This window comes from Paracoccus stylophorae, assembly GCF_028553765.1.
In the GTDB taxonomy this organism is placed as follows: Bacteria; Pseudomonadota; Alphaproteobacteria; order Rhodobacterales; family Rhodobacteraceae; genus Paracoccus; species Paracoccus stylophorae.
The window spans coordinates 2,450,493-2,477,328 of record NZ_CP067134.1 but is presented as its reverse complement, the minus strand read 5'-3'; the positions used below and the strand labels follow the sequence as shown (position 1 = coordinate 2,477,328).

The following is a 26,836-nucleotide window of genomic DNA, read 5'->3' as shown; positions in this document are numbered from 1 at the left end:
CGGGGCCGATATTCTCCGGACCTGTTGACTGCGCCGCTTCGGTGAACAGCCTGTAATCATCTGACTATAAACGATTTTATTTCGCGCCAGCGCGGACTCCGATCCCGGTTCCCTTCGCTTCCTATGGCCCCTCACGTCGAACTTTTCCGGTCTCGCCGTTACGATGCATCGGCGTATGTCGCTGTGAAGATCGTTTCGGACAGCCATTTCTTGAACGACGGGTTGTCGGAGAACTGCTTGAACAACTCGGTATGGTCGGAGAGCAGCTCGATCACTGCGCGTTCAAGTGCCTTGTCGTGCTCGATCCGGGCGTTCTGCTTGTCCGAGTTTTTCATGGCGTTCTGATACGCCCTGTCCGCCGAGACTTTCGCGGGCAGTTCCTCTGCAATCACCTTCCCGATCTTGTCCTTGTCCTTCCACTCGATATTGCCGAACATCTCGTTGAAAATCTTTAGAATATTGCTCAGGAGATCAAGCTCTGGATCGGGCCGGCCGCCGCCCCCCGTGGTCGGCACGGGCTCGATTTCTGCGTCTGCGTCGGGCAACACGATGGCCATGGTTGCCTGAGCTTCGACCCGATAGCTGTCCATGTCGATTGCCTCGAGAATACCCTTTGACAGGTCCGGCTCCTCCGGGGCCGGCAGCTTCGGCGTCAGGAAATTCAGGAAGATCGACAGCTTCTCCCAATCGGCATTGCTGAAGGGAAGGATCGCAGCCAGGAAGCCGTATGTCCTGGTGAACGCCTTCGCCTTGCCCTTGAAGTCGACCTGTCCGTCCTCGTCGAGGTCTGCCTTGTATACGGCCACGCAAGCGTCGAGAATCGGGTCGAGCTTGTCCCGGTCCGCGCCGCCGAGGTAGAGCGCCACCAAGTCCTCCACCTGTTCCCAAGAATAGACCTGGTAGCCGTCCAGTGAGGCCTTCAAATCGTGCAGCTTGTTAGGATCGGTCTCTTCGCTGAGAATCGTGGTCCGATAGTACGGCTCGAAGGATGCCTTGATGGCGTCGAAGTCGTTCATGAAGTCGAGAACAAAGGTGTCGTGCTTCTGCGGATGTGCCCGGTTCAGCCGCGACAGGGTTTGCACCGCCTTCACGCCGGACAGCGTCTTGTCCACGTACATCGTGTGCAGCAGCGGCTCGTCATAGCCGGTCTGAAACTTGTCCGCGACAATCAGGAAGCGATACGGATCCTTTTGAATCAGCTCCTCGATCTGGCTGCTCGGAAAGCCGTTCATCGTCGCTTCCGTGACCTTCTGGCCGCCATACTCATGTTCGCCCGAGAAGGCGACGATGGCTTGGTACGGGCTCTTGCGTTCCTTCAGATAGGCCTGGAAGGCGTGGAAGTACTGGATCGCGCGCTGAATCCCGTTGGTGATGACCATCGCCCGGGCCGCACCGCCGATCTTGCGGTGCGCGATGACCTGGTCGTGGAAGTGATCGACCATGATCTCGGCCTTCTTCCGGATCGCATGGTCATGGGATTCCACATACTTGCGCAGCTTTTTCTGCGCCCGCTTCGTGTCGAACTTGGGATCGTCCTCAACCGTCTTCATGAGCCGGTAGTAGCTGTCGACCGGCGTGTAGTGCTTCAGCACGTCGAGGATGAAGCCCTCCTGAATCGCCTGCTTCATCGTGTAGCTGTGGAAAGGCACGTGCTTGACCTTGTCGCCCTGCGGGACCGGAGCGCCGAATACCTCCAGGGTCTTGTTCTTTGGCGTGGCGGTGAACGCGAAATAGCTGGCGTTCGACAGCACCTTCCGAGCTTCCATCAGCCGGTTGATGGCATCCTCGACCGTCTCGTCCTCCTCCTCGGCGCCATTCGCCGCGAGCGCGATGTTCATCTTCGCGGCAGTGCGGCCGCCCTGGCTGGAATGGGCCTCGTCGATGATGATGGCGAAGGTTCGCCCACGGTGCTCGTCGCCGATCTCGTCGAGGATGAAGGGGAACTTCTGCACCGTCGTGATGATGATTTTCTTGCCGGCCTTCAGGAAGGCGCGCAGGTCGCCAGACTTTTCGGCGTGGCCCACGACGGATGACACCTGCGCGAACTGTTTGATCGTATCGCGGATCTGTTTGTCCAGAACGCGCCGGTCGGTGACCACGACGACGGAGTCGAAGGTCATCGTTCCGGCCGTCTCCAGGCCGATCAACTGGTGGGCGAGCCAAGCAATCGAGTTGCTCTTGCCCGAACCGGCCGAGTGCTGGATCAGGTACCGCTTTCCGGCCCCTACGGCTTCGGCATCGGCCAGCAGCTTGCGCACCACGTCAAGCTGGTGAAACCGCGGGAAGACCTGCTTCGGCGGCTTCTTCTTGCCGCGCTCGTCGACCTCCTCGACCACCTGCGCATAGTTCTCAAGGATGTCGGTGAGGTTTCGCTTCGTCAGGTACTCCTTCCACAGGTAGTCGGTCTTCAGCCCATGAGGGTTCGGCGGATTGCCCGCGCCGTCGTTCCAGCCCTTGTTGAACGGCAGGAACCAGGACGCCTTGCCCTTCAGCTGGGTGCACATCCGCACCTCGTGATCGTCCACGGCGAAGTGGACGACGCAGCGGCCGAACTGGAACAGTAACTCCTTCGGACTGCGGTCGCGCTTGTATTGCTCGATCGCGTCCTCGACCGTCTGCTTGGTCAGGCTGTTCTTCAGCTCGAAGGTGGCAACCGGCAGACCATTGATGAAGACGGCCACGTCGAGCGACAGCTTGGTGGCGTCCTTCGAATAGTGCAGCTGGCGGGTGACGCTGAAGATATTCGCGGCGAACAACGCCTCGGCCTTGGCGTTGCCCGGGGTCGGCGTGCCGAAGAACAGCTCCACTGAGCCGGGGCCGTGCTTCACGCCGTTGCGCAGGACGTCGATGACGCCGCGCTTGGCGATCTCGCCCTGAAGCCGGTGCAGGAACTGCAGCCGCTTCGGTCCATCCTCGCCGATGCCGAGCGCCTCGACAGCCTCGGGCTGTGTCGCGTTGAGGAAGTCGGACAGCTTCGTCAGGTCAACGGCGTGGTCCCGGTCGAAATCCTTCGAAGCCCCGGCAACGTAACCCGCCTCGTCAATGAGCGAGCGGACGATGAGGGCTTCGAGGCCTTTCTCGCTGGTGTCCGTCGTCATCAGCCCGCCTGCAATGCACCGGCATCGATCCAGCCCTTCTTCTGAAGGACCTCCGCCGCCAGTGCGACCTGCCGCGGCGAGAACTGTTTCTTGCGATCATTCCACCCGTAAACCTTGGAGACCGCCTCATTGATCGAGTTCGGCGACTCGTGCGTGATCACCCAGTGCACCGTTGACAGAAGCTCAAGGCCGAATGGCGTCTCGAAGCCTTCCACCAGGTTGGCCACCTTGTCGAAACGGGCGCGTGTGTCGGGATGCTCTCCGAGGAATTCGTCGGCGTCCTGCACAGCTCCCGGCACAAGCTCGAGCTGCTTGTTGGGCGCATCGCCGCCGTCGCGGTATCCGGAGACGAAATACCCTTCGATCTCGCGCAGGACGTGGGTCAGGTTTTCCGAATACGGGCCGTATGGGCCCTTCACTACCCGGAGCCGCTCCATCGACGGCTCGCCGCTGACCTTCATGAAATACATGAGCTTGTGCACTTCGAGCAGCGTCACGAACGGGTCCAGCAGCCCGCTGAGGTAACGGTCCATCAGGCCGACCAGCGCCGCACGGCCGGGGGTCATGTTCGGCGCCGTCTGCCGCCTTGCCATCCGGGCCGGTTCCGGTGCGCCATTCGGCTGGAAGATGATGACTTGCAGGTCGTTGAAGCCGCGCAGCGCCTCCTCGATCCTTGGCCGGACCTCATTCCAGTCGAGACCGCCCAGCCCACTGCCAAGCGGGGGGATAGCGATTGACCGAATCTTCTTCTCTCGAATGACGCGCTGCAGATCCTTCAGCCCCGCGTCTATGTCCTCCATACGGCTCTTGCCGCGCCAGTGGCGCTTGGTCGGGAAATTGATGATGTATCGCGGGCTGGTCAGCTGTCCGGTCTCGAAGACGAACATATGGCCGGGCCGGACTTCATCACGCTTGCAGGCTTGCTCGTAGGCGCGGAAATTCTCCGGGAACGCGTTCTTGAACTGAAGCGCGATCCCTCGGCCCATCACGCCAACGCAGTTCACCGTATTCACCAGGGCATCGGCATCAGCGGCCAGAATATCGCCAGTCTTGTATTCAAACATCGCGGCCTCCCTCCCCATCAATAGTACCAATCCGGCTTGATTTCGACATGCGGCTTATGCTCCGCCGCCTGCAACGCCGCTCTGACTTGCCCGTAGACCTGCTGCGACCTTACCCCGATCCGGGTCACAAGCTGCCATGGAAAAGACGTCTCAATGAGAAATTCCGCCTGCTTGCCTTCCTTGACCGAGCGCGAGATGCCGTTCCCCGCCCAGCGGTTCGTCTGGACCGCGTCCCAGTTGATCGCATCAAGCTGCCCGAGGTCGGCCCGGTCCTCGAAGTAATAGGCCCCGGCGTTCGACAGGGTGAAGGCCCAGCGGGAGCGGTTGCGTTCCGCCCAGGCGACGCTGTCGCGCAGGTCGGCCTCCAGATGGACGATCGGTCCCTGGCCGCCGCGATAGGCAAGCTCGGCATGGTTCGCGCAATGGATCAGATAGAGCATGATCGAGCGCGGGCAGAAGTAGAAGGGCACGCAGCCGCCGACCCGCAGGCCGGGATGGCTGGAAAGCTCGAGCTCGTTCAGCCGCCGTTCCTTGATGCTGGTCATCCCGATGGTGGTGCCCATGGCGGGGGCGGCCGCCGTGCGCCGGACGATCTCGGCATCGCACAGCAGACCGCCCTCGGCGATGATCGAGGGCAGCCGGTCAACGTGCACGATGTGATAGATTTTCGGGGCGGCGGGCGGCGGCATGGTCAGTCCTCGGCCTCCGCCAGGTCGTCCGTGTCCTCGGTCTCCAGGTCGTCCGGCGCGTCGTCCTTGTCGATGTCCGCCTCGTCGTCAGGCGCCGCGATCTCGATGTGGCGCACGTCCAGCTTGCCGGTGACGACATCGGCAATCAGCCGCTCGCGGTATTCGCGGATGAGGGTGATTTCGCGACCTGTGCGCTCCAAGACAGCATTTAAGTCCGTGAACTCGTTTCTGAAGTGTTGTGCGATTTCGACTTGTTCCCCCGGCGGCGGCAGAGGCGCGTAGAGATTCGCAATATCGTCAACTGCGAGACCCGGTTGCGCCGCTGACTCGGAATACTGGTTCAGGTCCATGACCCGCAACAATTCCACGAACCAATCGAGATCGTGAGGGGGCTCGAGTGTCGTCACAATCGCATGCTCAGAAGCCCAGAGGGTTCCCGACACGCGGTGGACGTTTCCACAAAGGGCGCCTTGTCTCCCGATCAGCGCGAACGTTCCGTCATGTGTGAAACGGTCGGTGTATCCGCGCAGTCCGTTTCCCCCGTAGACCGGATAGGTTCCAGTTTCGTCGATGCTCTCCGCAGTAATAGAATCCCCGCTCTTCATGCGGGAAAACCGTTTGAGTTTCAGAATCTTCCAATGCGCCGGAACCTCGGGCATCCAGTCGATGCCGGTGGGCTTCTTCGGGGCGGTGGGGTTCAGGCCGCGGGTGACGGCGCGGTTGATGATCGCCTGCTTCTGCTCGTTCAACAGGCCGATCAGCCGCCGCTTGTTGCGGATCAGGCGGGCCGTCAGACGGCCATGGGCATCAAGGAAATCCGCGATCCGCGCCTGCTCCCCGGTCGGAGGGAAGGCAGACGGCATCTGCTTGAACTCGCCCCAATAGAGCCGGTTGCGGTCCGAGACGATGCCGCGTGAAAACTTGTTCACCTCGCGCATATAGGCGGGCGTGCGGAACAGATAGGTGTAGTAGCGCGGATCGACCTCGGGGAACGGCCGCGCGACGACATAGGCGGGGCTGATCAGGCCGTCCTCCGGCGCGACACCCACCGCGCCCTGCCACATGCGCATCATGTTGTAGGCGATGTCGCCCCGGACAGCGCGCTTGTACTTGCTGCGGTCCGCCATCTGCTGTTTCCGGGCGCCGTTCTCCATGTCACGGACCCGCACGCCCGTGCGCAGCGAAACCTCCAGGATCGGCAGATCCTCGAAGCCGGTCTCGACGCGCTCGGCAAACAGGCGGCCGTTGCGGCGCACGTCCCAATGGGACGGGATCGCGCCGAGCCAGGGCAACCCGCTGTCGCGATAGGAGGCATAGGGGGCAAGCCCCCCGCGTTCCGCCGACGGTGCCACGGTAAGCGCGCGCGCCGTCATGCGCCCCGGCCTCCGACCAGCACGTCCTCCAGCAGGCCCTCCGTCTCCTGCTCCAGCGCGCGGATATCCGCCTCGATCTGGTCGAGCTCTCGCAGCGGCTGCGGCTTGTAGAAATGCCGCGTGAAGCTGATCTCGTAGCCGATCACCGTCTTCGAGGCGTCGATCCATGCGTCGGGCGCATGGGGCAGCACCTCGCGCCGGACGAAGGCCTCGATCCCGCCGTCCTCAAGGAACGGCACCTGTTCGGTGTCCCGCAGCTCCGAATCCGGCTCGTATTCCACCACCACCTGCTTGCCGTCGATGGTGGTGCGATAGCTGCCGTGAAGCGCGTCGTGGTCGATGTCCGCGCCGGCCTTCGGCTTCGTGACTTTCCGGATGACCGGCGCGGCTTCCGCCGCCTTCACCCCCAACGCCGACATCAACAGCTTCTGGCGCTTGGCGGTCATCCGGATGCCAAGCCCGGCGGCCGCCGCCTCGACCTGCGCGGCGAAGCGGTTGAAGTCGAGATGCGGGCCGGCGCCCGCATGTTCGGCGACCGCCTCGACAGCGCGCGCCAGATCGGCCTCGCCCACATCGGCGCAGGACTTGCGGAAGCGGCGCAGCGCGACGTCCGACAGTTCGACCTTCAGGCGCAACGGGCGTTCGATGGTGGCCTTCCAGTAGCCGAACGCCGCGTTGGGGAAAATTTTCGACGTCTCGTCCTCACGGCCCTGCATGAAGGCGTCGGTGATCCGGCGAAGATCGTCGGGCCCCAGTTCACAGTTCTTCTTGCCCAGGTTCTTGCGCAATGGCCTGAACCAGGACGTGGCGTCGATGAGTTGCACCTTGCCGCGGCGGTGTTCCGCCTTGCGGTTGCTCAGCACCCAGATGTAGGTCGCAATCCCGGTATTGTAGAAGATGTTCAGCGGCAGGGCGACGATGGCCTCCAGCCAGTCATTCTCGATCACCCAGCGCCGAACGTTGCTCTCGCCCGATCCGGCGTCGCCGGTGAAAAGCGACGATCCGTTGTGGACTTCGGCGATGCGGCTGCCGAGGGGCGAGGCCGTCTTCATCTTGCTGAGCATGTTGGCCAGAAACACCATCTGGCCGTCGCTGGAGCGGGTTATCAGGCTGAATTCCGGGTCGCCGCCATGTTCGATCAGGAAGCGAGGATCGCGAATGTCCTTCTTCCCGCCCATGCGTTCGAGGTCGGTCTTCCACGATTTGCCGTAGGGCGGGTTCGACAGCATGAAGTCGAACTCGTGGGACGGGAAAGCGTCCGACGAGAGCGTGGAGCCGAATTTCATGTTCTCGGCTTCGAGCCCTTCGCCCTTCAGGATCAAGTCGGCCTTGCTGATGGCGAAGGTCTCGGGGTTGACCTCTTGGCCATAGAGATGGACCGAGACCTCCTTGCCGTGCTCGGTCGCGAGCCTGGTGAACGTCTCTTCCGCCACGGTCAGCATGCCGCCGGTACCACATGCCCCGTCATAGACGAGATAGGTGCCCGACTGGATGTCGTCGGCGATCGGCATGAAGATGAGATGGGACATGAGCTCCACCACGTCGCGCGGGGTGAAGTGCTCGCCGGCTTCCTCGTTGTTCTCTTCGTTGAAGCGCCGGATCAGCTCCTCGAAGATCGTACCCATGGAGTGGTTGTCGAGGCCCGGCAGGCGCACGGTGCCATCGGCATGCAGCACAGGCTTCGGGCTGAGGTTGACCGATGGATCGAGGAATTTCTCGAGCAGGAAACCGAGCGCGTCAGCTTCGACCAGGGTCGGTATCTGATTGCGGAACTTGAACTTGTCCAGCACCTCCTGGACGTTCGGTGAGAAGCCATCGAGGTAAGCTTCGAAATCCGCCTTCAACTGCTGGCGCCGCGCGCGGGATGTGAGGTCGCGCAGGCGGAACTGCGAGGTGTTGTAGAACGCTTCTCCAGAGGCTTGGCATAACGCGGCGTGCTGATTGGCAACGCCAGCCTTGTCGAGCTGCGTCTTCATTGCGAGCACGGCGTCCTTGGTCGGCTCCAGCACCGCATCAAGACGCCGAATCACCGTCATCGGCAGAATGACATCCCGATACTTTCCCCGGACATAGACGTCGCGCAGGATATCGTCGGCGATGTTCCAGATGAAATTGCTGATGTTCAGTTCACTCAATGCCCGCCCCCGGAATTATCTTGCGCAGCCTGCTTCTGCTGATCGATCCATGCGTCCAGATCGGCCCTCTTGAAGCGCCACGAGCCTGCAACCTTGAAGCCGGGCAGTTCACCCCTCTTGGCCAGGCGGTAGACCGTCTTTTCATCGACGTTCAGGTAGCCAGCGACGTCGCGAACAGTCATCGCGGGTTCGGGCTGCATAACCATCCCTGTCCTCTCGAAGATTTCGGGGATCCTAGCAGGGTAAGCCGGGGCAAGCCAGTCCATCAGTGCCCATTCTGGTCACTGCTTGTTATCAAGGGCCCCTTGCGCTTGCCACTCCAATGGGAACGGCTCTATCAACCGCGCCAGCGTCACCTCCGGCCCCTGCCGCCCGTCGAGAATGGCCTCCACGATGTCTGGCGCAAGCAGCGTCAGTCGTAGAAGCCGGGTGACGTACGACACCGCGATTCCTTCACGCTCAGCCAATTCAGCGATGGTGGTGACCTCACCCGACTCGAGCATCCGCTTCCATCGGAAGGCCCGGGCCAGCGCCTTGACGAGGGCATTGTCGGGGCGGCGCTGAGTCGGGACGTCTGCAGGCAGCTGCATCTCCTTCCGTCCGCCGCGCTTGATGATGCGGAATGGAACGTGGATGGTGACGGTGTCGGGGATCGGCGTGGCGCGGGTCATGCGGCAGCTCCAATGTCGGTGGTGATTTCGCGCGCCAGTGTCGCCAGCCCGTCCATGCGCAGGCGGACGTTCAGCCCTTCGGTGCCGATCTCGACCCGCTCGACCAGCAGCCCGACGATGCGCGCCTGCTCGGCCGGGAAGAGTTCGTCCCAAAGGGGATCGAGCCGGGTCAGCGCCTCGCGGGCGTCGGTCTCGGTGATCTCGCCATCCTCCGCCCGCGCCGCCTTCCATGTCCCCGCCACGATCTCCGGCTGGCGGAACACGGCGCGTAGCTGGTCGACGACGGCGGCCTCGATCTCGCCCGCGGGCACGCGGCCGATGGAGCACGCCCCGGCGCCATGCTTCAGCACCGTCTGGCTGACGTAGTAACGGTACAGCCGCCCGCCCTTGCGGGTGTGCGTCGGCGAGAAGGCTGCGCCGTCGGGACCGTAGAGCAGCCCCTTCAGCAGCGCGGGCGTGGCGGCACGGGTGCGGGCAGCGCGCTTGCGGGGGCTTTCGGTCAGGATGGTGTGGACGCGATCCCACGTTTCCTGATCGATGATGGCGTCGTGCTCGCCGGGATAGCTGTCGCCCTTGTGGACCGCCTCACCGATGTAGGCGCGGTTGCTGAGCATCCGGTAGATGTATTTCTTGTCGATCCGATTGCCGCGCGGGGTGCGGAGGCCGCGCGTGCCGACCTCCCGCGCCAGTTCCGTGCAGGAGCCGATCTCGAGGAAGCGGGCGAAGAGCCAGCGCACATGCGTGGCGGCTTCTTCGTCGACAACCAGCTTCCGGTTCTCGACGCGGTAGCCGTAGGGCGGCACCCCGCCCATCCACATGCCCTTCTTCCGGCTGGCGGCGACCTTGTCGCGGATGCGTTCGGCCGTCACCTCCCGCTCGAACTGCGCGAACGAGAGCAGGATGTTCAGCGTCAGCCGGCCCATGGAGGTGGTGGTGTTGAAGGATTGCGTCACCGAGACGAAGGTAACTCCGTTCCTGTCGAACACCTCGACCAGCTTCGCGAAGTCGGCGAGTGAGCGGCTGAGCCGGTCGATCTTGTAGACCACGACCACATCGACCAGCCCGTCCTCGATGTCCTCCAGCAGCCGCTTCAGGCGTGGCCGGTCCAGCGTGCCGCCCGAGATCCCCCCGTCGTCATACTGATCGCGGACCAGCACCAAGCCTTCAGATCGCTGACTGGCGATATACGCCTCGCAGGCCTCGCGCTGGGCGTGGAGCGAATTGAACTCCTGCTCCAACCCTTCCTCGGAAGATTTCCGGGTGTAGACGGCACACCTCAGCTTGCGGACGACCTTCGATCTAGCCGGCGGCTTCGTCATGTCCGCCCCCTGTGGTTCTTCAGCCCGAAGAAGGTCCACCCGTTCCAACGCGTGCCGGTGATCGCGCGCGCGATGGCCGACAGCGACTTGTACGGCCGCCCCTGCCATTCGAAGCCATCGGCGGTGACGGTGACGATCTGCTCGACGCCCTGCCATTCTCGCAGCAGCCGCGTGCCAATGATCGGGCGGTCGCGGTCGGCGCGGATCCTGCGTTTCGTCGTGTCGCCGCCGTCCAGTTCCTCGCCCAGCCGCTCCAAGCGCCGGATCGTTTCGGGCTTCAGCCCGCCGTAGGCGAGTTCCTGGATGCGGTAAGCCAGGCGGGACTCGAGGTAGCGGCGGTTGAATGGTGGCGGCTCGCTGTCGAACAGGTCGCGCCACTGTTGCTTCAGGTCGGGTGTCGGCGTGCTCTTGAGCGCGGCCAGGCGCGCGGGGATGGGATCGGGCTTGTTCATGCATTTCTCCGGCGAGTTGGAGTTGCATGACGGCATCGGTCGGGCGGATAGTGTAGGCAACGTTCTCCAGTATCGTCAGATACTTCGCCCGTCTCCCGCATCCGCAACCGAAGCAGCCCGAGTGCCAGCAGGCCGCACAGCTCGGCGCGGCGCTCGGCGGCGGTCATCTGGTCGGGCGGGAGCGGATTGGGTCGTTTCATGTCTTGGTAGCCGTGATCGGTGGTGCTGTTACCGATCAAAAGCCACCCGGCCGCCCGGGACGGGACATCTCAGAAGAACGGAATGCAGAAATGCGAACAGGGAGAGAACATCAGGGGTTGCCGATCACGGATATGTCCATGATTATCGTGGGTTGAATCAATCGAGAGCAGTTGTTCATTGAGGTGAGTTCATGGCGCGGAGGAAGAGCGAATTCGGACCGAACCTCGGGAGTATCCTTCAGGGCGCCCCAGCTGCGCTGGTCCGGCAGTTTCTCGCCAGCTTCAAACGGCCCGACGACACTCTTCTCGCTCCGCCGGAAATCATTGATGGCACGACCGATGATCAAGGCAAGGCCGCGCTGAGTGCGTACCTGCGTTCGGAGGACAAGGAAATCATCGGGCTACTTGAGGGCATCGCTGGCGCTCTGCTCGACATGGGCCAGGACAAGGGAGCGACCTCACTCGACACGGTTGCGGGGCAACGGCTGCAGAATGTCGACTACGACCATTATGAGTCCCAGCCTGACCTGCTGTGCAAGAGCATCTGGATGCGCACGGTCTTCCCGATGCACTTTCACGACGCCCAGAGCTTCTATGCCGCGCGGCGCTATCGAGAACGGCGGACGTACTACACATGCTGCGAGGTGGACTTCGACCACGATTCTGTTGCCGACGCAGAGGGAATCCCTGACGAGAAGCTCTGTGACGCTGTTCAGGAAGCTCTGGGACTGAAGGGCAAGGTCACCGCGTCCGTCCTCGAATTGCCCGAGACCGCCAACTACCCGCCGTCCTTCATGGTCGCCCTGCGCCATCCCGGGCCCCTGTCAAGTATCGACAATCATCGCGAGGAAGGGGGCTGGACCGTCCACTACTACAGGCCATCACACGAGGCTGTCCTGATCTACACGCCCAAGCTGAAGAAAATCGAGGTCGCATCAGCCAGCGGCGAGGTTCGCGAAAAAACCTCGAAAGTCTTCGCGGAGGTCGTTCTAGGGCGCCCGCCTTCGGCCAAGCCGCTGACCCGCCGAGAGTTTAACCTCGAACGCTTCAGGTCCTCCTTCGATCTGGATCGCCCGGATTTCGACGATGTCGAGATCACGCTGGCGGCGGTAGTCGAGGCCGAGGTGCGCCTCGGCTCGTGGGGCCGGCGGCTGAACATCAAGGTGACCATAGAAGACACGATGGAGGACGTTGTCCGGAAATACGTCGCCAATTCAGCCACCCTGATCCGGAGTTTCGGCTTCACAAAAATCGCCATCGCAATTGGTTACACCCGTCGATCAGACGGCAAGAAGGGAACCTTCCGGGTCTCGATCTCGAATGGCAGCAGTTCGGACGTGCAGAGCATGCGCGATCCGTTCCTTCGGGACCTTGGGTTCCGACTGCTCGAACACTGGGGTCTTACGCAGAACCTGCGGACGCTCACCGATCAGGAACGGGCGCAGTGGTTCGGCTTTCTTCTGTCGCTGTACGACCTGCCCGGCGACACTGTTGCAGGTGCATTCTTCAACTCCGCGGGCGTCGATCCAGCCCGCTTGGTGAGTGCGAGATTGATTGCCCGCAAAGGGCGGCAGGTGATTGGGCTCGCCGAGGATGACGATGAGGTTGTCGAAGTTGAGCAGGAAACGGGTCCGGAGCCGGGGACGGTTCGACAAACCGGTTCCTTTGGGGAGGCGGACGGATTGCGTCTCGACACCAATGCGATCGAGTACGGGATCGATCGAGCATGGCTCGCCGAAACCATCCACCAGGCGATAGCTGGCTCTCTCGGTATCAGGAACATCGAAACCATCAACGAGTTCCTCGTCTCGCTTGGGCCGATTGCACTGGGTGAGCGAAAGGTCCCGCTTTACCTGGCGCGCCGCCTTGCCGATCTGAAAGCCCGCGAGAATGTCGAGAATGCGCTTCGGTCGCGACATACGGCGGGTCCTGGTCTCGTACTCGCCGTGTCCAATGATCCACCACGATTCCTCGGGCCGAACGTCGTGATCGCGCTACGCGACCTGTTGCTTCAGGACGGAAGCCTCGGCGATCTGGACCAGGAGGAAATGGCTCGGCGATTCGAGGCGAACCGAACGCTGGCGTCCTCCGCGCAAGTCGCCCAAGTTGTACGACACACGCCTCGCTCTGCGACGCTCATCATCCCGGGTCTCGATCCGCTAACGCTTGACGGCGCGGGCCAGATCCAACTCTTCGAAAGCCTTGTTGAAGCGGCGACCGATGGCACAGGCCAGCGGCTGACCAAGGTCCTGATGGACGGGATGGGGTCTGACAATCCCAGACAGCTGTTCTCTTCCGGCGCATGGGCGAAGGCGCATCCGACTTACATCCGGCACGGCTCGAGCAATCGCTATTGGCGTCTCGGCGAGGCGACCGACACCGCGTGATCTAGAGTTCATCTAGGGTTTCGGGCGGGACGGTCTAACAAACCGCTGATTATTGGAAGGGCTCCACATCAGAGGAGCACTTTCATGCCGACTCCCTTCCCCTCGCGCCAGGCAGCCCAGACGAGCTGGTCCGGCGCCGCGAAGACCAAGCCCACCACCTCCAACTCGGAATGGCGCTGCACGCGCTGTGAGAAGCTGCTCGGCGTCTGCCGGGACGGCCGCATGCACCTGCGCTTCGCGCGGGGGCACGAGTATCTCGTGGGCTTTCCGGTTCAGGCCACCTGCCGGGGCTGCGCCACGCTGAATAACGCAACGGCACCCGCGCGCTGACGCGCGCATTCACCCAACCCCCTGAAATCGCAGAGACGCGCGACGTCCTGACCTGGCCACGAGAAGGCGCCGGACGCCTGGCCGCAAGGCAGGCGTCCGATGTCCTTCGCGTGGCACGAGATCCGTGATCACCTCATGCAATCTTCCTCCAATCTTCACTTCCAGCGCAGTTTCGACGCCATCCGGCGCACGCAGGCCGCCCTTGCAGCGTTCCGGGATCCGGCGGCCCTGCTGGACGGGCTGCACCGCACCCCCGGCGATCAGGGCCAGAAGAACCTGATCCTCGCCGCTCTCGTGAGGGCAGCGCAGGGCGACGGGCCCGCGTCCGACAGCGCCCTGACAATGCTGTTGCTGGCGCTCTGGCCCGGCCTCGACGCCATCCGGCGCCGGTCGCTCTGGCGCAGGCTCGGCACCGCTGACGAGGTCGCGTCCGACGTGCTGGCGCGCACTACCGAGGCGGTCCGCGGCCTCGACCTCGGGCGCGTCAACTGGATCGCGGCCACGGTGCTCCGCAACGTCGAGCGCGACATGATCCGCGTGCGCCAGCGCGACACGGCGCGCGAACATCTCGCCAGCGGCGCCGACCCCGACGAGGTGGCGGACAGCGGCGACAGCGGAATCGGCGCGGATGGGTACGCCCGGCTGAACGGCGCCGTGCGGAAGCTGCTCGGCGACGACGCCGTGCTGGTGATCCGCGTGGCGATCGAGGGTTTTTCCCAAGCCGAGGCGGGAGCTGACCTGGGGCTGACCGAGGCCGCCGCCCGCAAGCGGTACCAGCGCGCGATGCGCCGGCTGCACGACGCCCTCGAGGAAATCCCCTGAACCGATGTCCCGATCCGGTCCCGCCGGTGGCTTTTTCCATTCGAGCGCCCCGAGCGCCTTCCCTCAAACCGAAAGCAGACACGCATGAACTGCACTGCCGATCTGTCGCTCGAGGATTTCAGGCGTCTTCCGGGGCTCTATCGCCGCTGGGAGCTGACCGAGGTCTGCGAGCCCAACCGCAACTATCAGATCGAGGACGCCGGCGCCCATGCCGACGGGACGCCGCTGCTGGCGATCTACGTCGCCGAGCCCGCGCCCGACGTCCGCGAGGCCGCGTGATGCGCCTCCTCGATCACATCATCTCACGGAGAACCGCCATGCCGGACCAGTCGGACGCCATCACCCGTCTTCGCAAGGTGAACTACGCCCTCGAAGATCTCCCCGAAACCATCTCCCTCCCGCAGCGTCCCGGAGACGAACCGCGCGAGCCGCTGCCGGTCGTCGAGGCGACCGTCGACGAGATCGCCTTCGCGATCGTGGAAGCGGAGCGCGAGAGCACGGCCGCCTACCGCCGCGCCGACGCGCTGAAGCGCCTCTACAAGCTCGCCCGCGAGGCGGGGTGCATCGGCGCAGATCGCGCCGCCACGGCGGTGATGAAGAAGGAGGGCCAGTGATGGCCCTTCCCATCATCGGCGCCGATGAGCGGCTCGCGCAACGCAAGGGCATCAAGGGCGTCATCTTCGGGCGGTCCGGCATCGGCAAGACCAGCCTGCTCTGGACGCTGAACGCCTCGACCACGCTCTTCCTCGATCTCGAGGCTGGGGATCTGGCGGTCGAGGGGCTGGAGATCGACACGCTCCGGCCCCGCACCTGGAAGGAATGTCGCGACTTCGCGGTGTTCATCGGCGGGCCGAACCCGGCGCTGCGCGAGGACCAGCCCTACAGCCAGGCGCATTTCGACGAGGTCTGCGGCCGCTACGGCGATCCCACGGTGATCGGGAAATACGAGACCGTCTTCATCGACTCGATCACCGTCGCGGGACGGCTCTGCTTCCAGTGGTGCCGTGGGCAGCCCGAAGCGTTCTCCGAGAAGACCGGCAAGCCCGACATCCGCGGCGCCTACGGGCTGCATGGCCGTGAGATGATCGGCTGGCTGACCCACCTGCAGCACACGCGCGGCAAGCACGTCTGGTTCGTCGGCATCCTTGACGAGCGGCTCGACGACTTCAACCGCAAGGTCTTCCAGCCGCAGATCGACGGCTCGAAGACCGGGCTCGAGCTGCCGGGGATCGTCGATCAGGTCATCACCATGGCCGACATCCCGGACCAGGGCGGCCAGCCGCAGCGCGCCTTCGTCTGCCAGACGCTGAACCCCTGGGGTTATCCGGCCAAGGACCGTTCCGGCCGCCTCGACAGGGTCGAGGCCCCGCATCTCGGCCGGCTGATGGAGAAGATCCAGCGTCCCGCGGCGCCAGCCTCCGAACGCCTGACATGGCCGCCGGTGACCCCGGCCGATCCCGCGCCCGCGCAGGAGCCCGGCCATGGCTGAGCGCCTCTCGCCACGCCCGGTGTCCCGATCCGGTCGCTGGGGTGGCTTTTCCCCTCTGACGCCACTGCGCGTCCCATCCTCCAACTGAAAGGAGCCGCGCAATGTCCGGACCCTGGAACGACTTCAACTCCGCCCAATCCAACACCAACGTCATCCCGAAGGGCACGCTCGCCAAGGTGCGGGCCTCACTGCGCCCCGGCGGCTACGACGACCCCTCGCAAGGCTGGACCGGCGGCTGGGCGCGCCGCGCCGCCACCGGCGCCGTCTATCTCGACGTCGAATACACGGTGCTCGAAGGGCCCTATGCCCGGCGCAAAATCTGGTCGCTGATCGGCCTCTACAGCCCCAAGGGTCCAGACTGGGCCAACATGGGGCGCGGCCTGATCCGCGGCATCCTCAACTCGGCGCGCGGCGTGTCGGACAAGGACAACTCGCCGGAGGCGCAGGCCCGCCGCCGCATCAACGGGTTCGGCGATCTCGACGGCGTCGAATTCATCGCCCGCATCGACATCGGCACCGACACCAACGGCGAGGACAAGAACGAGATCCGCAATGCCGTCACGCCCGACCATCGCGACTACGCCGCGCTGATGGGCGCGGTCGCGCCGCAGTCCTCTGCTGCCCCGGCGCAGGGCCACGCCCCGCAGCAGCCCACCACGTCCACCCAGCCCAGCCAGCCCGCGTCCGCCCCCGGCGCCGCCGGTCGGCCGAGCTGGGCGCAGTAAGGGGAGACCGGCCATGCGCCTGCGCCCCCGCCAGAAGACCTTCGTCGAGCGCAGCGTGGCTGCGCTCGCTTCCCGCGGCAACACGCTGGGCGTGGCGCCCACCGGCGCGGGCAAGACCATCATGCTCTCGGCGGTCACCGGCGAGATGATCGACGACGGGGCCAAGGCCTGCGTGCTGGCCCATCGCGACGAGCTGACGGCGCAGAACCGCGCCAAGTTTCAGCGCGTGGTGCCAGGCGTCGCTACCTCTGTCATCGACGCAACGGAGAAGTCCTGGGGCGGTCAGGTCGCCTTCGCCATGGTGCCGACGCTGGCGCGCGCCTCGAACCTCGCCGACATGCCGCGCCTCGACCTGCTGGTCGTCGACGAGGCGCACCATGCCGTCGCCGACAGCTACCGCCGCATCATTGACCGGGTGCGCGAGGCCAATCCCGACGCCCGGATCTTCGGGGTCACGGCGACGCCGAACCGGGGCGACAGGAAGGGCCTGCGCGAGGTTTTCGACAACGTCGCCGATCAGGTGCGGCTGGGCGAATTGATCGCCTCGGGCCACCTGGTGCCGCCGCGCACCTTCGTCATCGATGTCGGTGTCCAGGACGAATTGCGGTCCGTCCGCAAGACCATGTCGGATTTCGACATGGCGGAGGTGGCGGGCATCATGGACCGCGCGCCCGTCACCGACGAGGTGATCCGCCACTGGAAGGAAAAGGCGGGCGACCGGCAGACCGTGGTGTTCTGCTCCACCGTCGCGCATGCCGAACACGTCACCGACGCCTTCAGGGCGGCGGGCGTTTCCGCCGCGCTGATCCATGGCGATCTGGCGGCCGAAACGCGCAAGGCAATCCTCGCCGACTACGCCGCGGGCGACATCCGCGTCGTGGTCAACGTGGCGGTTCTGACCGAGGGCTGGGACCATCCGCCCACCTCCTGCGTCGTGCTGCTGCGGCCCAGCTCCTACAAGTCCACGATGATCCAGATGGTCGGGCGCGGGCTGCGCACCGTCGACCCCGAGGAACACCCAGGCATCGTGAAAACCGATTGCGTCGTGCTGGACTTCGGCACCTCCAGCCTGATCCACGGCACGCTGGAACAGGACGTCGATCTCGACGGCAAGACCGAGATCGGCGAGGCGCCGACGAAGACCTGTCCTGCCTGCGAGGCGGAGATCCCGCTGGCCGCCACCGAATGCCCGCTCTGCGGCGAGGCGTTCCCGCGCGAGGATCTGGATGCGGGCGAAGGCGGGGACGCCGCGCCGCTCTCGGGCTTCATGATGACCGAGATCGACCTGCTGAAGCGCTCCAGCTTCGCGTGGGTCGACCTCTACGGCACGGACGACGCGCTGATGGCCACGGGCTTCGCAGCCTGGGGCGGCATCTTCTGGCTGGACGGGGTCTGGTACGCCATCGGCGGCGCGAAGGGCGAACGCCCCCACCTGTTGGGCGTCGGCGAGCGCACCGTCTGCCTCGCGCAGGCCGACGACTGGCTGAACACGCACGAGACCGACGAGAGCGCCTTCAAGACCCGCTCCTGGCTGCGCCAGCCGCCGACCGAGAAGCAGCTGCAGTACCTGCCGCCCGAGTGCCGCCACGACTTCGGCCTGACGCGCTACCGCGCCTCCGCGCTGATGACCTTCGGCTTCAACAAGCGCGCCATCCGCCAGCTGATCGACACGGCGGCCTCTCCCGAACGGAGGGCGGCATGACCCATGGCACCCTCAACCCCCATCACGGCCGAGGACCGGCGGCGACTCTGGCATCCGCGTGGGACGCTTTGTGCTGTCTGCCGGCAACCCACCCGTGGTTTTGGCTGGTTCGATCCGCACCGGTCGAAGCGGCCCCGGCCATCGGTCTGGTTCTGCTCGATGCCCTGCCAGTCCTTCTGGACGCGCTTCGCGCGGGAGCGTTTCGCCATGGTTGACCTGACCGAGGAGGAGCGCGCCGCGATCACCGCCACCATGAAGCGCGTCGCACTGCTGATGGACGAGATCGGCTGGACTACACCGCTCGCCGATCTGACCGAGGCGCAGGTGCGCGCGCTGATCGAGGAGGCCGTCGAGGGCTTCCGCGAGGCCATGTCCGACATCGCCCGGGCGCAGACGCCGGAGGTGCCGTTTTGACCCTCGATTACAATCACCGGCCGACTTTCGCAGAGCGGGTCAACGCCGCGGTCGATCGGGCGCTGACCGCCGATCAGGCCACGCGGCCGCCCCGCGACTACCTCGGCGGCTCGCGTCTCGGCCATGCCTGCGAGCGCGCCCTGCAGTTCGAGTTCACGGCTGCGCCGAAGGACGAGGGCCAGGACTTCAGCGGCCAGTCGCTGCGCATCTTCGCCATCGGCCATGCGCTCGAGGATCTGGCCGTCGCCTGGCTGCGCGGCGCGGGCTTCGACCTCTACACGCGCAAGGGCAACCGGCCAGATGGCGGCCAGTTCGGGTTCTCCGTTGCGGGCGGGCGCATCCGCGGTCATGTCGACGGCATCATCGCCGCAGGGCCCGAAGGCTTCGAGCTGGCCGTTCCCGCCCTCTGGGAATGCAAGACGATGAACGCGAAGAACTGGCGCGCCTGCGTCAAGGACGGCGTGACGAAGTCGAAGCCGGTCTACGCCGCCCAGATCGCGCTCTACCAGGCCTACATGGAAGGGACGGTTTCCGGCATCTCGGCCGCGCCCGCGCTCTTCACCGCGATCAACAAGGACACCGCTGAGCTTCACCATGAGCTGGTGCCCTTCGACGCCGATCTCGCGCAGCGCATGTCCGACCGGGGCGTGCGGATCCTGCAGGCGACCGATGCGGGCGAGCTTCTGCCGCGCGTCGCCACCACGTCCGATTTCTTCGAGTGCCGCTTCTGCCCGTGGGCCGAGCGCTGCTGGGGGCTGCCGGCATGAGCGACGACGGCATCCTGCATTTCAACCCGTGGATGGATTTCAACGACGGGCCGCCGTCCGAGAACCCGTTCGGCTGCGATCCCGACCCCGAGCAGATCGCCGTGTTCCTCGACACCGTGTTCAGCTGGTGCGAGGGGCTGATCCCGCTCCGGGGCTTCGTCGACAAGGGTCAGGGCCGGGACGGCAAGCCGCACAACATCTGGATCCCCGCCGACGAGACCGCGAACGAGAAGCTCGCGACCTTCGCCGCGTGGGCGAACCGGGAGGGCGCCGCCGTCTACGTCATCCCCGGCACGGTCGAGGAGCTGGGTCAGGCCCGCGCCGCCGATGTGCTGCAGATGCAGGCCATCGTGGTCGATCTCGATGCGGGCGATATCCCGGCCAAGCTCGACCATGTCACGCGCCATCTCGGCCCGCCCACGCTGATCATCGAAAGCGGCGGGCGGACGCCCGAAGGTGCGGCCAAGCTCCATGTCTGGTGGAAGCTGACCGAACCGGCCGAGGGCGAGGACCTGGTGACGCTCTGCCGCCTGCGGGGCGAGATCGCCGTGAAGGTCGGCGGCGACACGCATTTCCGCTCGGCGCATCAGCCGATCCGGGTGCCGGGCACCGTCTATCACAAGCACGGCCACCAGCGCCTCGTGCAGATCCGCGAGCATCGCGACGTCGAGGTCGACTTGGCGGATTTCGCGGAAAAGGTCGCCGAGATGCCGCCGCTGCCAGGCGTAGGCTTCGCCAGCGACGTTGCCGCGCCGACCGCGAAGCCCGGCATCGACGCAGTGCTCACCACGCCGGTGCGCGAAGGCGCGGTTGACGACTGGTCCCGCTTCCAGGGGGCCAGCGCCGCCATCGGCCATTACGTGCGCCTGGTGCACGAGGGCCGCCTCGACCCGTTCGCAGGCTGGGAGGCGATCTGCGGCTACAACGCCGCCATGCTGCGCCCATCCTGGCCGCTCGATCGGCTGATGGCCGAGTCCGAGCGCCTCTGGGCGCTGCATGTGAAGCGCAACGGTCCGCCGCTCCTGCGCGCGGACCACGCCGACGCCCCGGCCAGCCCGCTGCCGACCTTCAGCCTCGGCGCGCTGCTCGAAGACACGAGCCCGATGCCCGAGGACATCATCGGTCCCCGCGTGCTGACGCCGGGCGGGCTCCTGGTGCTTGGCGGCGCGCCCAAGGTCGGCAAGAGCGACTTCCTGATCTGCTGGCTCGTGCATATGGCCGCTGGCGTGCCGTTCCTCGGCTTCACGCCGCCCCGGCCGCTGCGCGTGTTCTACCTGCAGGCCGAGATCCAGTATCACTATCTGCGCGAGCGCATGCAGCAGATCGCGCTGCCCGCCGCCGTGATCGCCGCCGCGCGCGACACCTTCATCGCCACGCCGAAGCTGAAGCTGCTGCTCGACGCGGAAGGCGTCGCCCGCGTGGCCGAGGCGATCCGGGCCGCATTCCCCGACGCGCCGCCCGACATCATCGTCATCGACCCGATCCGCAACCTCTTCGATGGCGGCCCCGAAGGCGGGGGCGAGAACGACAACACAGCCATGATGTTCTTCCTGAAGGACCGGGTGGAGCTTCTCCGCGAGGCGGTCAATCCGGATGCGGGCGTCATCCTCGCCCACCACACCCGCAAGGCCACCAAGCATCAGGTCAAGGACGATCCCTTCCTCGCGCTCTCCGGCGCCAGCGCGCTGCGGGGTTTCTACACCTCCGGGCTGCTCATGCACCGACCCGACGAGGACAGCACCGTCCGCAGGCTGGAGATCGAGCTTCGAAACGGGCCCGCGCTGCCGGGGAAGCTGATCGACAAGGTGAAGGGGGAGTGGGTCGAGCTGAACCCGATGAACGAGCGCCTGGTGCGCAAGGAGGTCGGCGCCAGGCTCGATGCCGAACGGCTGCGCAAACACGATGTCATCCTCGGCATGCTGCTTGATGAGGCGGCGAGCGAGCGCCTCTACACCGCCATGCAGTTCGCCGAGACCTTCGAGAACCGGGGCGGTCTGGGCAGCAAGCACACGATCCGCGAGCGCCTCAGCGTGCTGGCGACCAAGGGCTTCGTGAAGTTCCTGCGCGACCCCTCGGGGTTCGGCTTCCCCGTCACCCGGTCGCGGTTCGGCTATCTCTGCGTCGAGGGCATGCAGTTCGGCGCGCACGTAGAGCATGTCGATCCAGACACCGGCGAGGTCACCACACCCGCCCGTCCGGTCCTGCCCAGCCACTTCAAATGCCCCCAATCCGGGCTCTGCCTGCAGGTCGAAAACCCCGCCGTCTGGGTCTACCCGGAGGGGCTGGAGGACGACCTAACTCATATGAGTGAGGCCTGACTCATATGACAGCGCCAACTGTGCACTCAACGAAATCAACGGGTTACGGGCAAATAAGAGTTAGGTCCCTAACTCATGCCCGAAGACTTCATGAAGTCTTATTCCGCAATGATTTCAGCCACTTGAACGCCTCGGAACAGTTAGGTGTCAAACCCCCATACTACGTATGGGAGGGCTACCCCACAGGGTTGGCCACTCCTCCCATACGTCCGGGTCAGCCGCGCGCGCCGCCGTGACGGTGTGTTGTGCTTTCCGATCCGACGACGCCGGCCCCGTACCGCCAAGCACCAGACCGCCGTCGTCTTCCACCACCACAGGCCACCGGCAAAGGAGACCCATCATGGCTCAGCCGACTCTGATCCCGAATTGCGACGGCGCAAGGTTTGAATCGCTGCCGCTCGACACACCCCGCAACCGCTGCATCCTCGCGCTCGACCTCGGCACCTCGACCGGCTGGGCGATCCGCGGCCATGACGGCCTGATTACCAGCGGGACCGTCTCGCTGCGCCCCGGCCGCTTCGATGGCGGCGGCATGCGCTACCTGCGCTTCACCAACTGGCTGACCGAGATCGACCGGCTGTCCGGGCCCGTCGCCGCCATCTGGTTCGAGGAAGTCCGCCGCCACGCAGGGACCGACGCGAGCCACATCTATGGCGGGCTGATGGCCACGCTGACTGCATGGGCCGAGCTGCGGGGCGTGCCCTATGAGGGCGTCCCGGTCGGTACGATCAAGCGCCACGCCTCGGGCAAGGGCAACGCCGACAAGGCCGCCATGGTCGCCGCCGTCCGCTCCCGCGGCTTCAGCCCCGCTGACGACAACGAGGCCGACGCCATCGCCATCCTGCTCTGGGCGATCGAGACGAAGGGAGGTGTCGCATGAGATGGCACCCCCATGGCTACGGCGGTCGGCGCCGCGATCCAGAGCAGGTCAAGCGTGAGGGCTGGCGGGAACAGGGCGTCCTCGCGGTCTCCGCCGATGACGACCGCCTCACCTGGCCCGAGCGTGAACTGGTCCGCCAGCTGGGCGAGAAGCTCTACGGCCCGCGCCCGTCCGACAGGGAGGCGCGTCATGGCTGATCGGGAATGGACCGCGGACTGCGTCGCCGATCATTTCGAGGAGGCGTTCCGCACCCTGCGCAAGCTGCCGCCGGTGAAGGCGCAGGGCTATTTCAACACCTGGCCCGACATCGTGCGGACCAGCCGCGAGATCGCGGCGATGGAACCCCAGCCGATGCGGGTCTGGCCCTCGGCCGCTGCGATCACCCGGCTCGAGGAGACCTTCGACTGGGTGCTCTGGATCGAGGAGGCGGAGCGCAAGCTGGTCTGGTCGCGTGCGGCCCGGGTGCCGTGGAAGCAGATCAGCGGCGAGCTGGGGTGCGACCGCACGACCGCCTGGCGTCGCTGGCAGCTGGCGCTGACCAAGATCGCTGCGCGCCTGAATGCGCAGTGACTCCAATATGTTGCAACACTTTTTCCTTCGACATCTGCAACATGATCATGCTATTCCGAAGGCAAGATGGGGAGAGTGCGCTGGAAAGCTCGCTCTCCCCTTTGCGTTGACGGGGCTCTTCTGGACCCCGGTATCCAGCGAGGGTCCGGCGGGGGTCCATCCCACGGCAGTTTCTGGTTCCTTCCTGGCGACATTCGTATGCTGGCGGGCGAAGCGCGGAACATCGCCAGCGACAGGGCCGGATTTTTGGGAAGCCACCCGGAAGCCGGAGCCACGCGCGCCCCGCGCAAACACCAATGAACGCTGGCCTTCCGACCGGACACCGCTGGTGGCCGCTGGACCCCGTGTGGAGTCCGGCCCGGCATCCGGAGTCCGGAAGCCACCGGCATCCACCCGACCGAGGAACCGTGCCCATCATGACGTTGAGCTTCGCCCCGGACGCGATCGAGACGTGGCCGCTGTCGCGCCTCCAGCCCTACGCGAAGAACGCGAAGGCGCATGGCGCGGATCAGGTCGCGAAGATCGCCGCCAGCATGGCCGAGTTCGGCTGGACCGTGCCCTGCCTCGTCGGCGAGGACGGCGAACTGATAGCAGGCCACGGGCGCGTGCTGGCCGCGACGCAGCTCGGGCTGACCGAGGCGCCGGTGATCGTGCTCGGGCACCTGACCGAAGCGCAGCGCCGGGCGTACCGGATTGCGGACAACAAGCTGACGGAACTCGGCACCTGGGACGAGGCGCTGCTGTCGGCGGAACTGAACGACCTGCTGGCCGAAGACTTCGACCTGTCGCTGGTCGGGTTTTCCGATGGCGAACTCGACAAGCTGCTGGCCTTCGATCTCGACGGTGGCGGCGAGGAAGAGGGCGCCGGGGGCTCCGTGCCGCCGGTGACCATCCCCGAACCCCCACGCAATCCGGCGTCGCGGACGGGCGATCTCTGGATCCTCGGCGATCACCGGCTGCTGTGCGGCGACAGCACCAGCGCGGCCGATGTGCGCCGCCTGATGAACGGTGAGCGCGCGATCCTTTTCGCGACCGATCCACCGTATCTCGTCGACTACGACGGCTCGAACCATCCGACCCGCAACAAGGACTGGTCGGCGTCCTACGGCACGACTTGGGACGACAGTTCGCAGGGCGCGGAACTCTATGACGGGTTCATCGCTGCAGCCGTGGCGGAAGCCATCGCCGAGGATGCTGCCTGGTACTGCTGGCACGCCTCGCGCCGCCAGGCGATGCTGGAAGCCTGCTGGGAGAAGGCTGGCGCCTTTGTGCATCAGCAAATCATCTGGGTGAAAGACCGGGGCGTCCTGACCCGGTCGCATTACCTCTGGAAGCACGAGCCCTGTTTCATGGGCTGGCGTCGCCCGAACCGCCCGCCGAAGGTGGCCGAGGAAACGCTGCCATCGACATGGGCGCTTCCCAGCTTCGCCAAGGATGACCGGCCTGACCATCCGACGCCGAAGCCGCTCGACGCCTTCGGGATCCCGATGCGCCAGCATGTGGCGCGGGGCGGCCTCTGCTATGAGCCGTTCTCCGGCTCCGGGTCGCAGATCATGGCGGGCGAGGCCAATGGCCGCCGCGTCTTCGCAATGGAGATCAGCGCGGCGTATGTCGATGTCGCCGTGGAGCGTTGGCAGGCCGAAACCGACAAGGACGCGATCCTCGACGGCGACGGCCGGACCTTCGCGCAGGTGAAGGCGGAGCGGCTGGGCGACGTCACCGATACGCCGGACACGGACGCCGAACCCGAACCCGCGCGAAAGCGCCAGACCGCCGCGTGACATGCATGACCTGGCTCTACCTTCCTCCGGAGACGCTTCCGGAGCCGGAGACGCATGTCTGTTCGGCCTCTCCCTCTGCTCCGGCGCGGGCGGTATCGACCTCGGGCTCACCATCGCCATCCCCGGATATCGTGCTGTGGGCCATGTCGAACGGGAAACCTTCGCCGCAGCCACTCTCGTGGCGCGGATGGAAGACGCGTCCCTGGATCAGGCTGTTGTCTGGGACGATGTTGCAACTTTCGACGGCCGCCCGTGGCGCGGCGCGGTGGACATCGTCACTGCGGGCTATCCGTGCCAGCCGTTCTCCGTCGCGGGCAAACGCCGGGGCGCCGACGACCCGCGCCACCTCTGGCCGCATGTCGCCCGCATCATCGGCGAGGTCGAACCGCCCTTCGTCTTCCTCGAGAATGTCGCCCATCATCTCCGCCTCGGCTTCCCCGAAGTCGCCGCAGGACTGGTCGGCATGGGCTTGTCTTATGACTTCCCTCGGCTTCCTTGCGATAAGGGAGCCGCTGCCCGGCACCCCAAATATGCCGGGCAGCGGCGGGGGACGGATCGAGAATGGGTCGGCCGTTGCGGGCCGTGCGGTAGTGTGATCGCCCCCGTCTTTTCTCATGACCTGAACGGATAGCAGGGCTTCGGGCCTGCATGACAAGCAGAGGTAAGGAAAAGACGGATGCAGGATATCATCGGCATCGACATCTCGAAAGACCGGCTGGACGCGTTCCGGCTCTCGGATCGGCAACACAACTCTTTCGGAAACGACAAGGCCGGGTTCAAGACCTTGCTGAAATGGATCGGCAACACCGAAGGACTGCGGATCGTCTACGAGCCGACCGGCCCCTATCATCGTGGAATGGAGGAAGCGCTCGCAAAGGCGGGACATGCGCTGGTCAAGGTCAATCCTCGCCAGGCGCGGCGCTTCGCGGAGGCCACTGGCACGCAGGCCAAGACAGATCGGGTGGATGCGATGCTGCTGGCGCGGATGGGGCTCGCACTCGACCTGCCGCCGCGGCCGGTTCGTGGCGAACTCATGAACGAACTGAGGGAGTTGCACGTCGCGCGGCTGGCGCTGATCAAGGATCGGACGGCGGCAGGAAACCGTGCTGAAACAGCAGCGATCAGCCTGATCCGCCGCCAGGCGAAGGCGCGGCTGGCCATCATCGAGAAGCAGCTTGCCGAAGTTGACGAAACCATCTCCACCCTGATCGCAGCGGACCCCGCCCTGGCCGAGCGTCTCGACATCCTGACCTCTATTCCCGGCATCGGCGCCGTGACCGCGTGCATGCTGCTGATCGAGATGCCGGAGCTCGGCACCCTCGAGCCGAAACAGGCCGCGAGCCTCGCCGGGCTGGCACCCTTCACGCGCCGTTCGGGCAAGTGGAAGGGAAAGGAAATGATCCGCGGCGGACGCGCCAGCCTGCGCGCCGCGATCTTCATGCCCGCCCTCGTCGCCATCCGCTTCAACACAGACCTCAAGCGAAAATACCAGCAGCTGCTTGAAAGCGGCAAAGCACCAAAGCTCGCGATCACCGCCGTCATGCGCAAGCTCGTCCTCCTCGCCAATGCGCTGCTGCGCGACGGCCGGAAATGGGCCGACAGACCCGCTTGACCAAGACGGATACTACCGCGTCAGCCCGGGCACGCTCT

The 26,836-nt window shown here is 65.3% G+C and carries 26 protein-coding genes; 17 read left to right on the top strand and 9 right to left on the bottom strand.

Features of this window, described 5'->3' with window-relative positions:
- Positions 1-158: 158 nt before the first annotated feature.
- Genes JHW45_RS12205 through JHW45_RS12165 form a run of 9 tightly spaced genes read right to left on the bottom strand, consistent with a single transcriptional unit; the run spans position 159 to position 10,801 of the window.
- Positions 159-3,098, bottom strand: a complete 2,940-nt coding sequence (locus JHW45_RS12205; protein WP_272857892.1) for a type I restriction endonuclease subunit R — start codon at positions 3,096-3,098, stop codon at positions 159-161.
- Complete coding sequence (darG, locus tag JHW45_RS12200; RefSeq protein WP_272857891.1) at positions 3,098-4,162, bottom strand: type II toxin-antitoxin system antitoxin DNA ADP-ribosyl glycohydrolase DarG; 1,065 nt, start codon at positions 4,160-4,162, stop codon at positions 3,098-3,100. Before darG ends, JHW45_RS12205 begins: the two co-directional genes overlap by 1 nt.
- Before the next feature lie 17 nt (positions 4,163-4,179).
- A complete protein-coding gene (darT, locus tag JHW45_RS12195) occupies positions 4,180-4,851 on the bottom strand; it encodes a type II toxin-antitoxin system toxin DNA ADP-ribosyl transferase DarT (protein WP_272857890.1) in 672 nt (223 codons plus the stop codon).
- Positions 4,852-4,853: 2 nt separating this feature from the next.
- Complete coding sequence (locus JHW45_RS12190; protein WP_272857889.1) at positions 4,854-6,224, bottom strand: restriction endonuclease subunit S; 1,371 nt, start codon at positions 6,222-6,224, stop codon at positions 4,854-4,856.
- Positions 6,221-8,359 (bottom strand): type I restriction-modification system subunit M, encoded by a 2,139-nt coding sequence (locus JHW45_RS12185; protein ID WP_272857888.1) that lies wholly within the window; start codon positions 8,357-8,359, stop codon positions 6,221-6,223. The genes JHW45_RS12190 and JHW45_RS12185 overlap by 4 nt, the downstream gene beginning before the upstream one ends.
- Positions 8,356-8,625, bottom strand: coding sequence for a helix-turn-helix domain-containing protein (locus JHW45_RS12180; RefSeq protein WP_263566754.1), 270 nt, complete (start codon positions 8,623-8,625; stop codon positions 8,356-8,358). Before JHW45_RS12180 ends, JHW45_RS12185 begins: the two co-directional genes overlap by 4 nt.
- A 15-nt stretch (positions 8,626-8,640) precedes the next feature.
- Positions 8,641-9,030: a hypothetical protein gene (locus tag JHW45_RS12175; protein WP_263566753.1), complete on the bottom strand. Its 390-nt coding sequence runs from the start codon at positions 9,028-9,030 to the stop codon at positions 8,641-8,643.
- The gene (locus tag JHW45_RS12170; protein WP_272857887.1) at positions 9,027-10,349 is read right to left on the bottom strand and encodes a recombinase family protein; all 1,323 of its coding nucleotides are present in this window, start codon (positions 10,347-10,349) and stop codon (positions 9,027-9,029) included. Before JHW45_RS12170 ends, JHW45_RS12175 begins: the two co-directional genes overlap by 4 nt.
- Positions 10,346-10,801 (bottom strand): DUF2924 domain-containing protein, encoded by a 456-nt coding sequence (locus JHW45_RS12165; RefSeq protein ID WP_272857886.1) that lies wholly within the window; start codon positions 10,799-10,801, stop codon positions 10,346-10,348. The genes JHW45_RS12170 and JHW45_RS12165 overlap by 4 nt, the downstream gene beginning before the upstream one ends.
- 391 nt (positions 10,802-11,192) lie before the next feature.
- Here JHW45_RS12165 and JHW45_RS12160 point away from each other — a divergent pair, with 391 nt between their 5' ends.
- The 17 genes from JHW45_RS12160 (at position 11,193) to JHW45_RS12080 (ending at position 26,798) form a co-directional block, all read left to right on the top strand.
- A complete protein-coding gene (locus tag JHW45_RS12160; RefSeq protein ID WP_123644160.1) occupies positions 11,193-13,388 on the top strand; it encodes a hypothetical protein in 2,196 nt (731 codons plus the stop codon).
- 84 nt (positions 13,389-13,472) lie between these two features.
- The gene (locus JHW45_RS12155; RefSeq protein ID WP_123644161.1) at positions 13,473-13,718 is read left to right on the top strand and encodes a hypothetical protein; all 246 of its coding nucleotides are present in this window, start codon (positions 13,473-13,475) and stop codon (positions 13,716-13,718) included.
- A gap of 99 nt (positions 13,719-13,817) precedes the next feature.
- Complete coding sequence (locus tag JHW45_RS12150) at positions 13,818-14,540, top strand: RNA polymerase sigma factor (protein WP_123644162.1); 723 nt, start codon at positions 13,818-13,820, stop codon at positions 14,538-14,540.
- Positions 14,541-14,624: 84 nt separating this feature from the next.
- Positions 14,625-14,819 (top strand): hypothetical protein, encoded by a 195-nt coding sequence (locus tag JHW45_RS12145; RefSeq protein ID WP_272857885.1) that lies wholly within the window; start codon positions 14,625-14,627, stop codon positions 14,817-14,819.
- A gap of 38 nt (positions 14,820-14,857) precedes the next feature.
- Positions 14,858-15,154, top strand: coding sequence for a hypothetical protein (locus JHW45_RS12140; RefSeq protein WP_123644163.1), 297 nt, complete (start codon positions 14,858-14,860; stop codon positions 15,152-15,154).
- Positions 15,154-16,029, top strand: a complete 876-nt coding sequence (locus tag JHW45_RS12135) for an ATP-binding protein (protein ID WP_272857884.1) — start codon at positions 15,154-15,156, stop codon at positions 16,027-16,029. The genes JHW45_RS12140 and JHW45_RS12135 overlap by 1 nt, the downstream gene beginning before the upstream one ends.
- A 101-nt stretch (positions 16,030-16,130) precedes the next feature.
- The gene (locus JHW45_RS12130; protein WP_272857883.1) at positions 16,131-16,754 is read left to right on the top strand and encodes a hypothetical protein; all 624 of its coding nucleotides are present in this window, start codon (positions 16,131-16,133) and stop codon (positions 16,752-16,754) included.
- Between the two features lie 13 nt (positions 16,755-16,767).
- Complete coding sequence (locus JHW45_RS12125) at positions 16,768-18,456, top strand: DEAD/DEAH box helicase (protein ID WP_123644166.1); 1,689 nt, start codon at positions 16,768-16,770, stop codon at positions 18,454-18,456.
- Positions 18,457-18,663: 207 nt separating this feature from the next.
- Positions 18,664-18,870 (top strand): DUF6511 domain-containing protein, encoded by a 207-nt coding sequence (locus tag JHW45_RS12120; RefSeq protein ID WP_123644183.1) that lies wholly within the window; start codon positions 18,664-18,666, stop codon positions 18,868-18,870.
- Positions 18,867-19,637, top strand: coding sequence for a PD-(D/E)XK nuclease family protein (locus JHW45_RS12115; protein ID WP_123644167.1), 771 nt, complete (start codon positions 18,867-18,869; stop codon positions 19,635-19,637). The genes JHW45_RS12120 and JHW45_RS12115 overlap by 4 nt, the downstream gene beginning before the upstream one ends.
- Positions 19,634-21,955 carry an AAA family ATPase gene (locus JHW45_RS12110; RefSeq protein WP_272857882.1) on the top strand — a complete coding sequence of 774 codons (2,322 nt, stop codon included), beginning with the start codon at positions 19,634-19,636 and terminating at the stop codon, positions 21,953-21,955. The genes JHW45_RS12115 and JHW45_RS12110 overlap by 4 nt, the downstream gene beginning before the upstream one ends.
- Before the next feature lie 340 nt (positions 21,956-22,295).
- Positions 22,296-22,835: a crossover junction endodeoxyribonuclease RuvC gene (locus tag JHW45_RS12105; protein ID WP_228189155.1), complete on the top strand. Its 540-nt coding sequence runs from the start codon at positions 22,296-22,298 to the stop codon at positions 22,833-22,835.
- Positions 22,832-23,032, top strand: coding sequence for a hypothetical protein (locus tag JHW45_RS12100; protein WP_071796301.1), 201 nt, complete (start codon positions 22,832-22,834; stop codon positions 23,030-23,032). The genes JHW45_RS12105 and JHW45_RS12100 overlap by 4 nt, the downstream gene beginning before the upstream one ends.
- On the top strand, positions 23,025-23,405 hold the full coding sequence (locus JHW45_RS12095; RefSeq protein ID WP_099649490.1) for a DUF6362 family protein: 381 nt from the start codon (positions 23,025-23,027) through the stop codon (positions 23,403-23,405). The genes JHW45_RS12100 and JHW45_RS12095 overlap by 8 nt, the downstream gene beginning before the upstream one ends.
- A 416-nt stretch (positions 23,406-23,821) precedes the next feature.
- Positions 23,822-25,186, top strand: coding sequence for a site-specific DNA-methyltransferase (locus JHW45_RS12090; protein WP_093359550.1), 1,365 nt, complete (start codon positions 23,822-23,824; stop codon positions 25,184-25,186).
- A 1-nt stretch (position 25,187) separates the two neighbouring features.
- Positions 25,188-25,817: a DNA cytosine methyltransferase gene (locus JHW45_RS12085; RefSeq protein WP_272857728.1), complete on the top strand. Its 630-nt coding sequence runs from the start codon at positions 25,188-25,190 to the stop codon at positions 25,815-25,817.
- Positions 25,818-25,862: 45 nt separating this feature from the next.
- Positions 25,863-26,798 (top strand): IS110 family RNA-guided transposase, encoded by a 936-nt coding sequence (locus JHW45_RS12080; RefSeq protein WP_074555568.1) that lies wholly within the window; start codon positions 25,863-25,865, stop codon positions 26,796-26,798.
- The last annotated feature ends 38 nt before the right edge of the window (positions 26,799-26,836 follow it).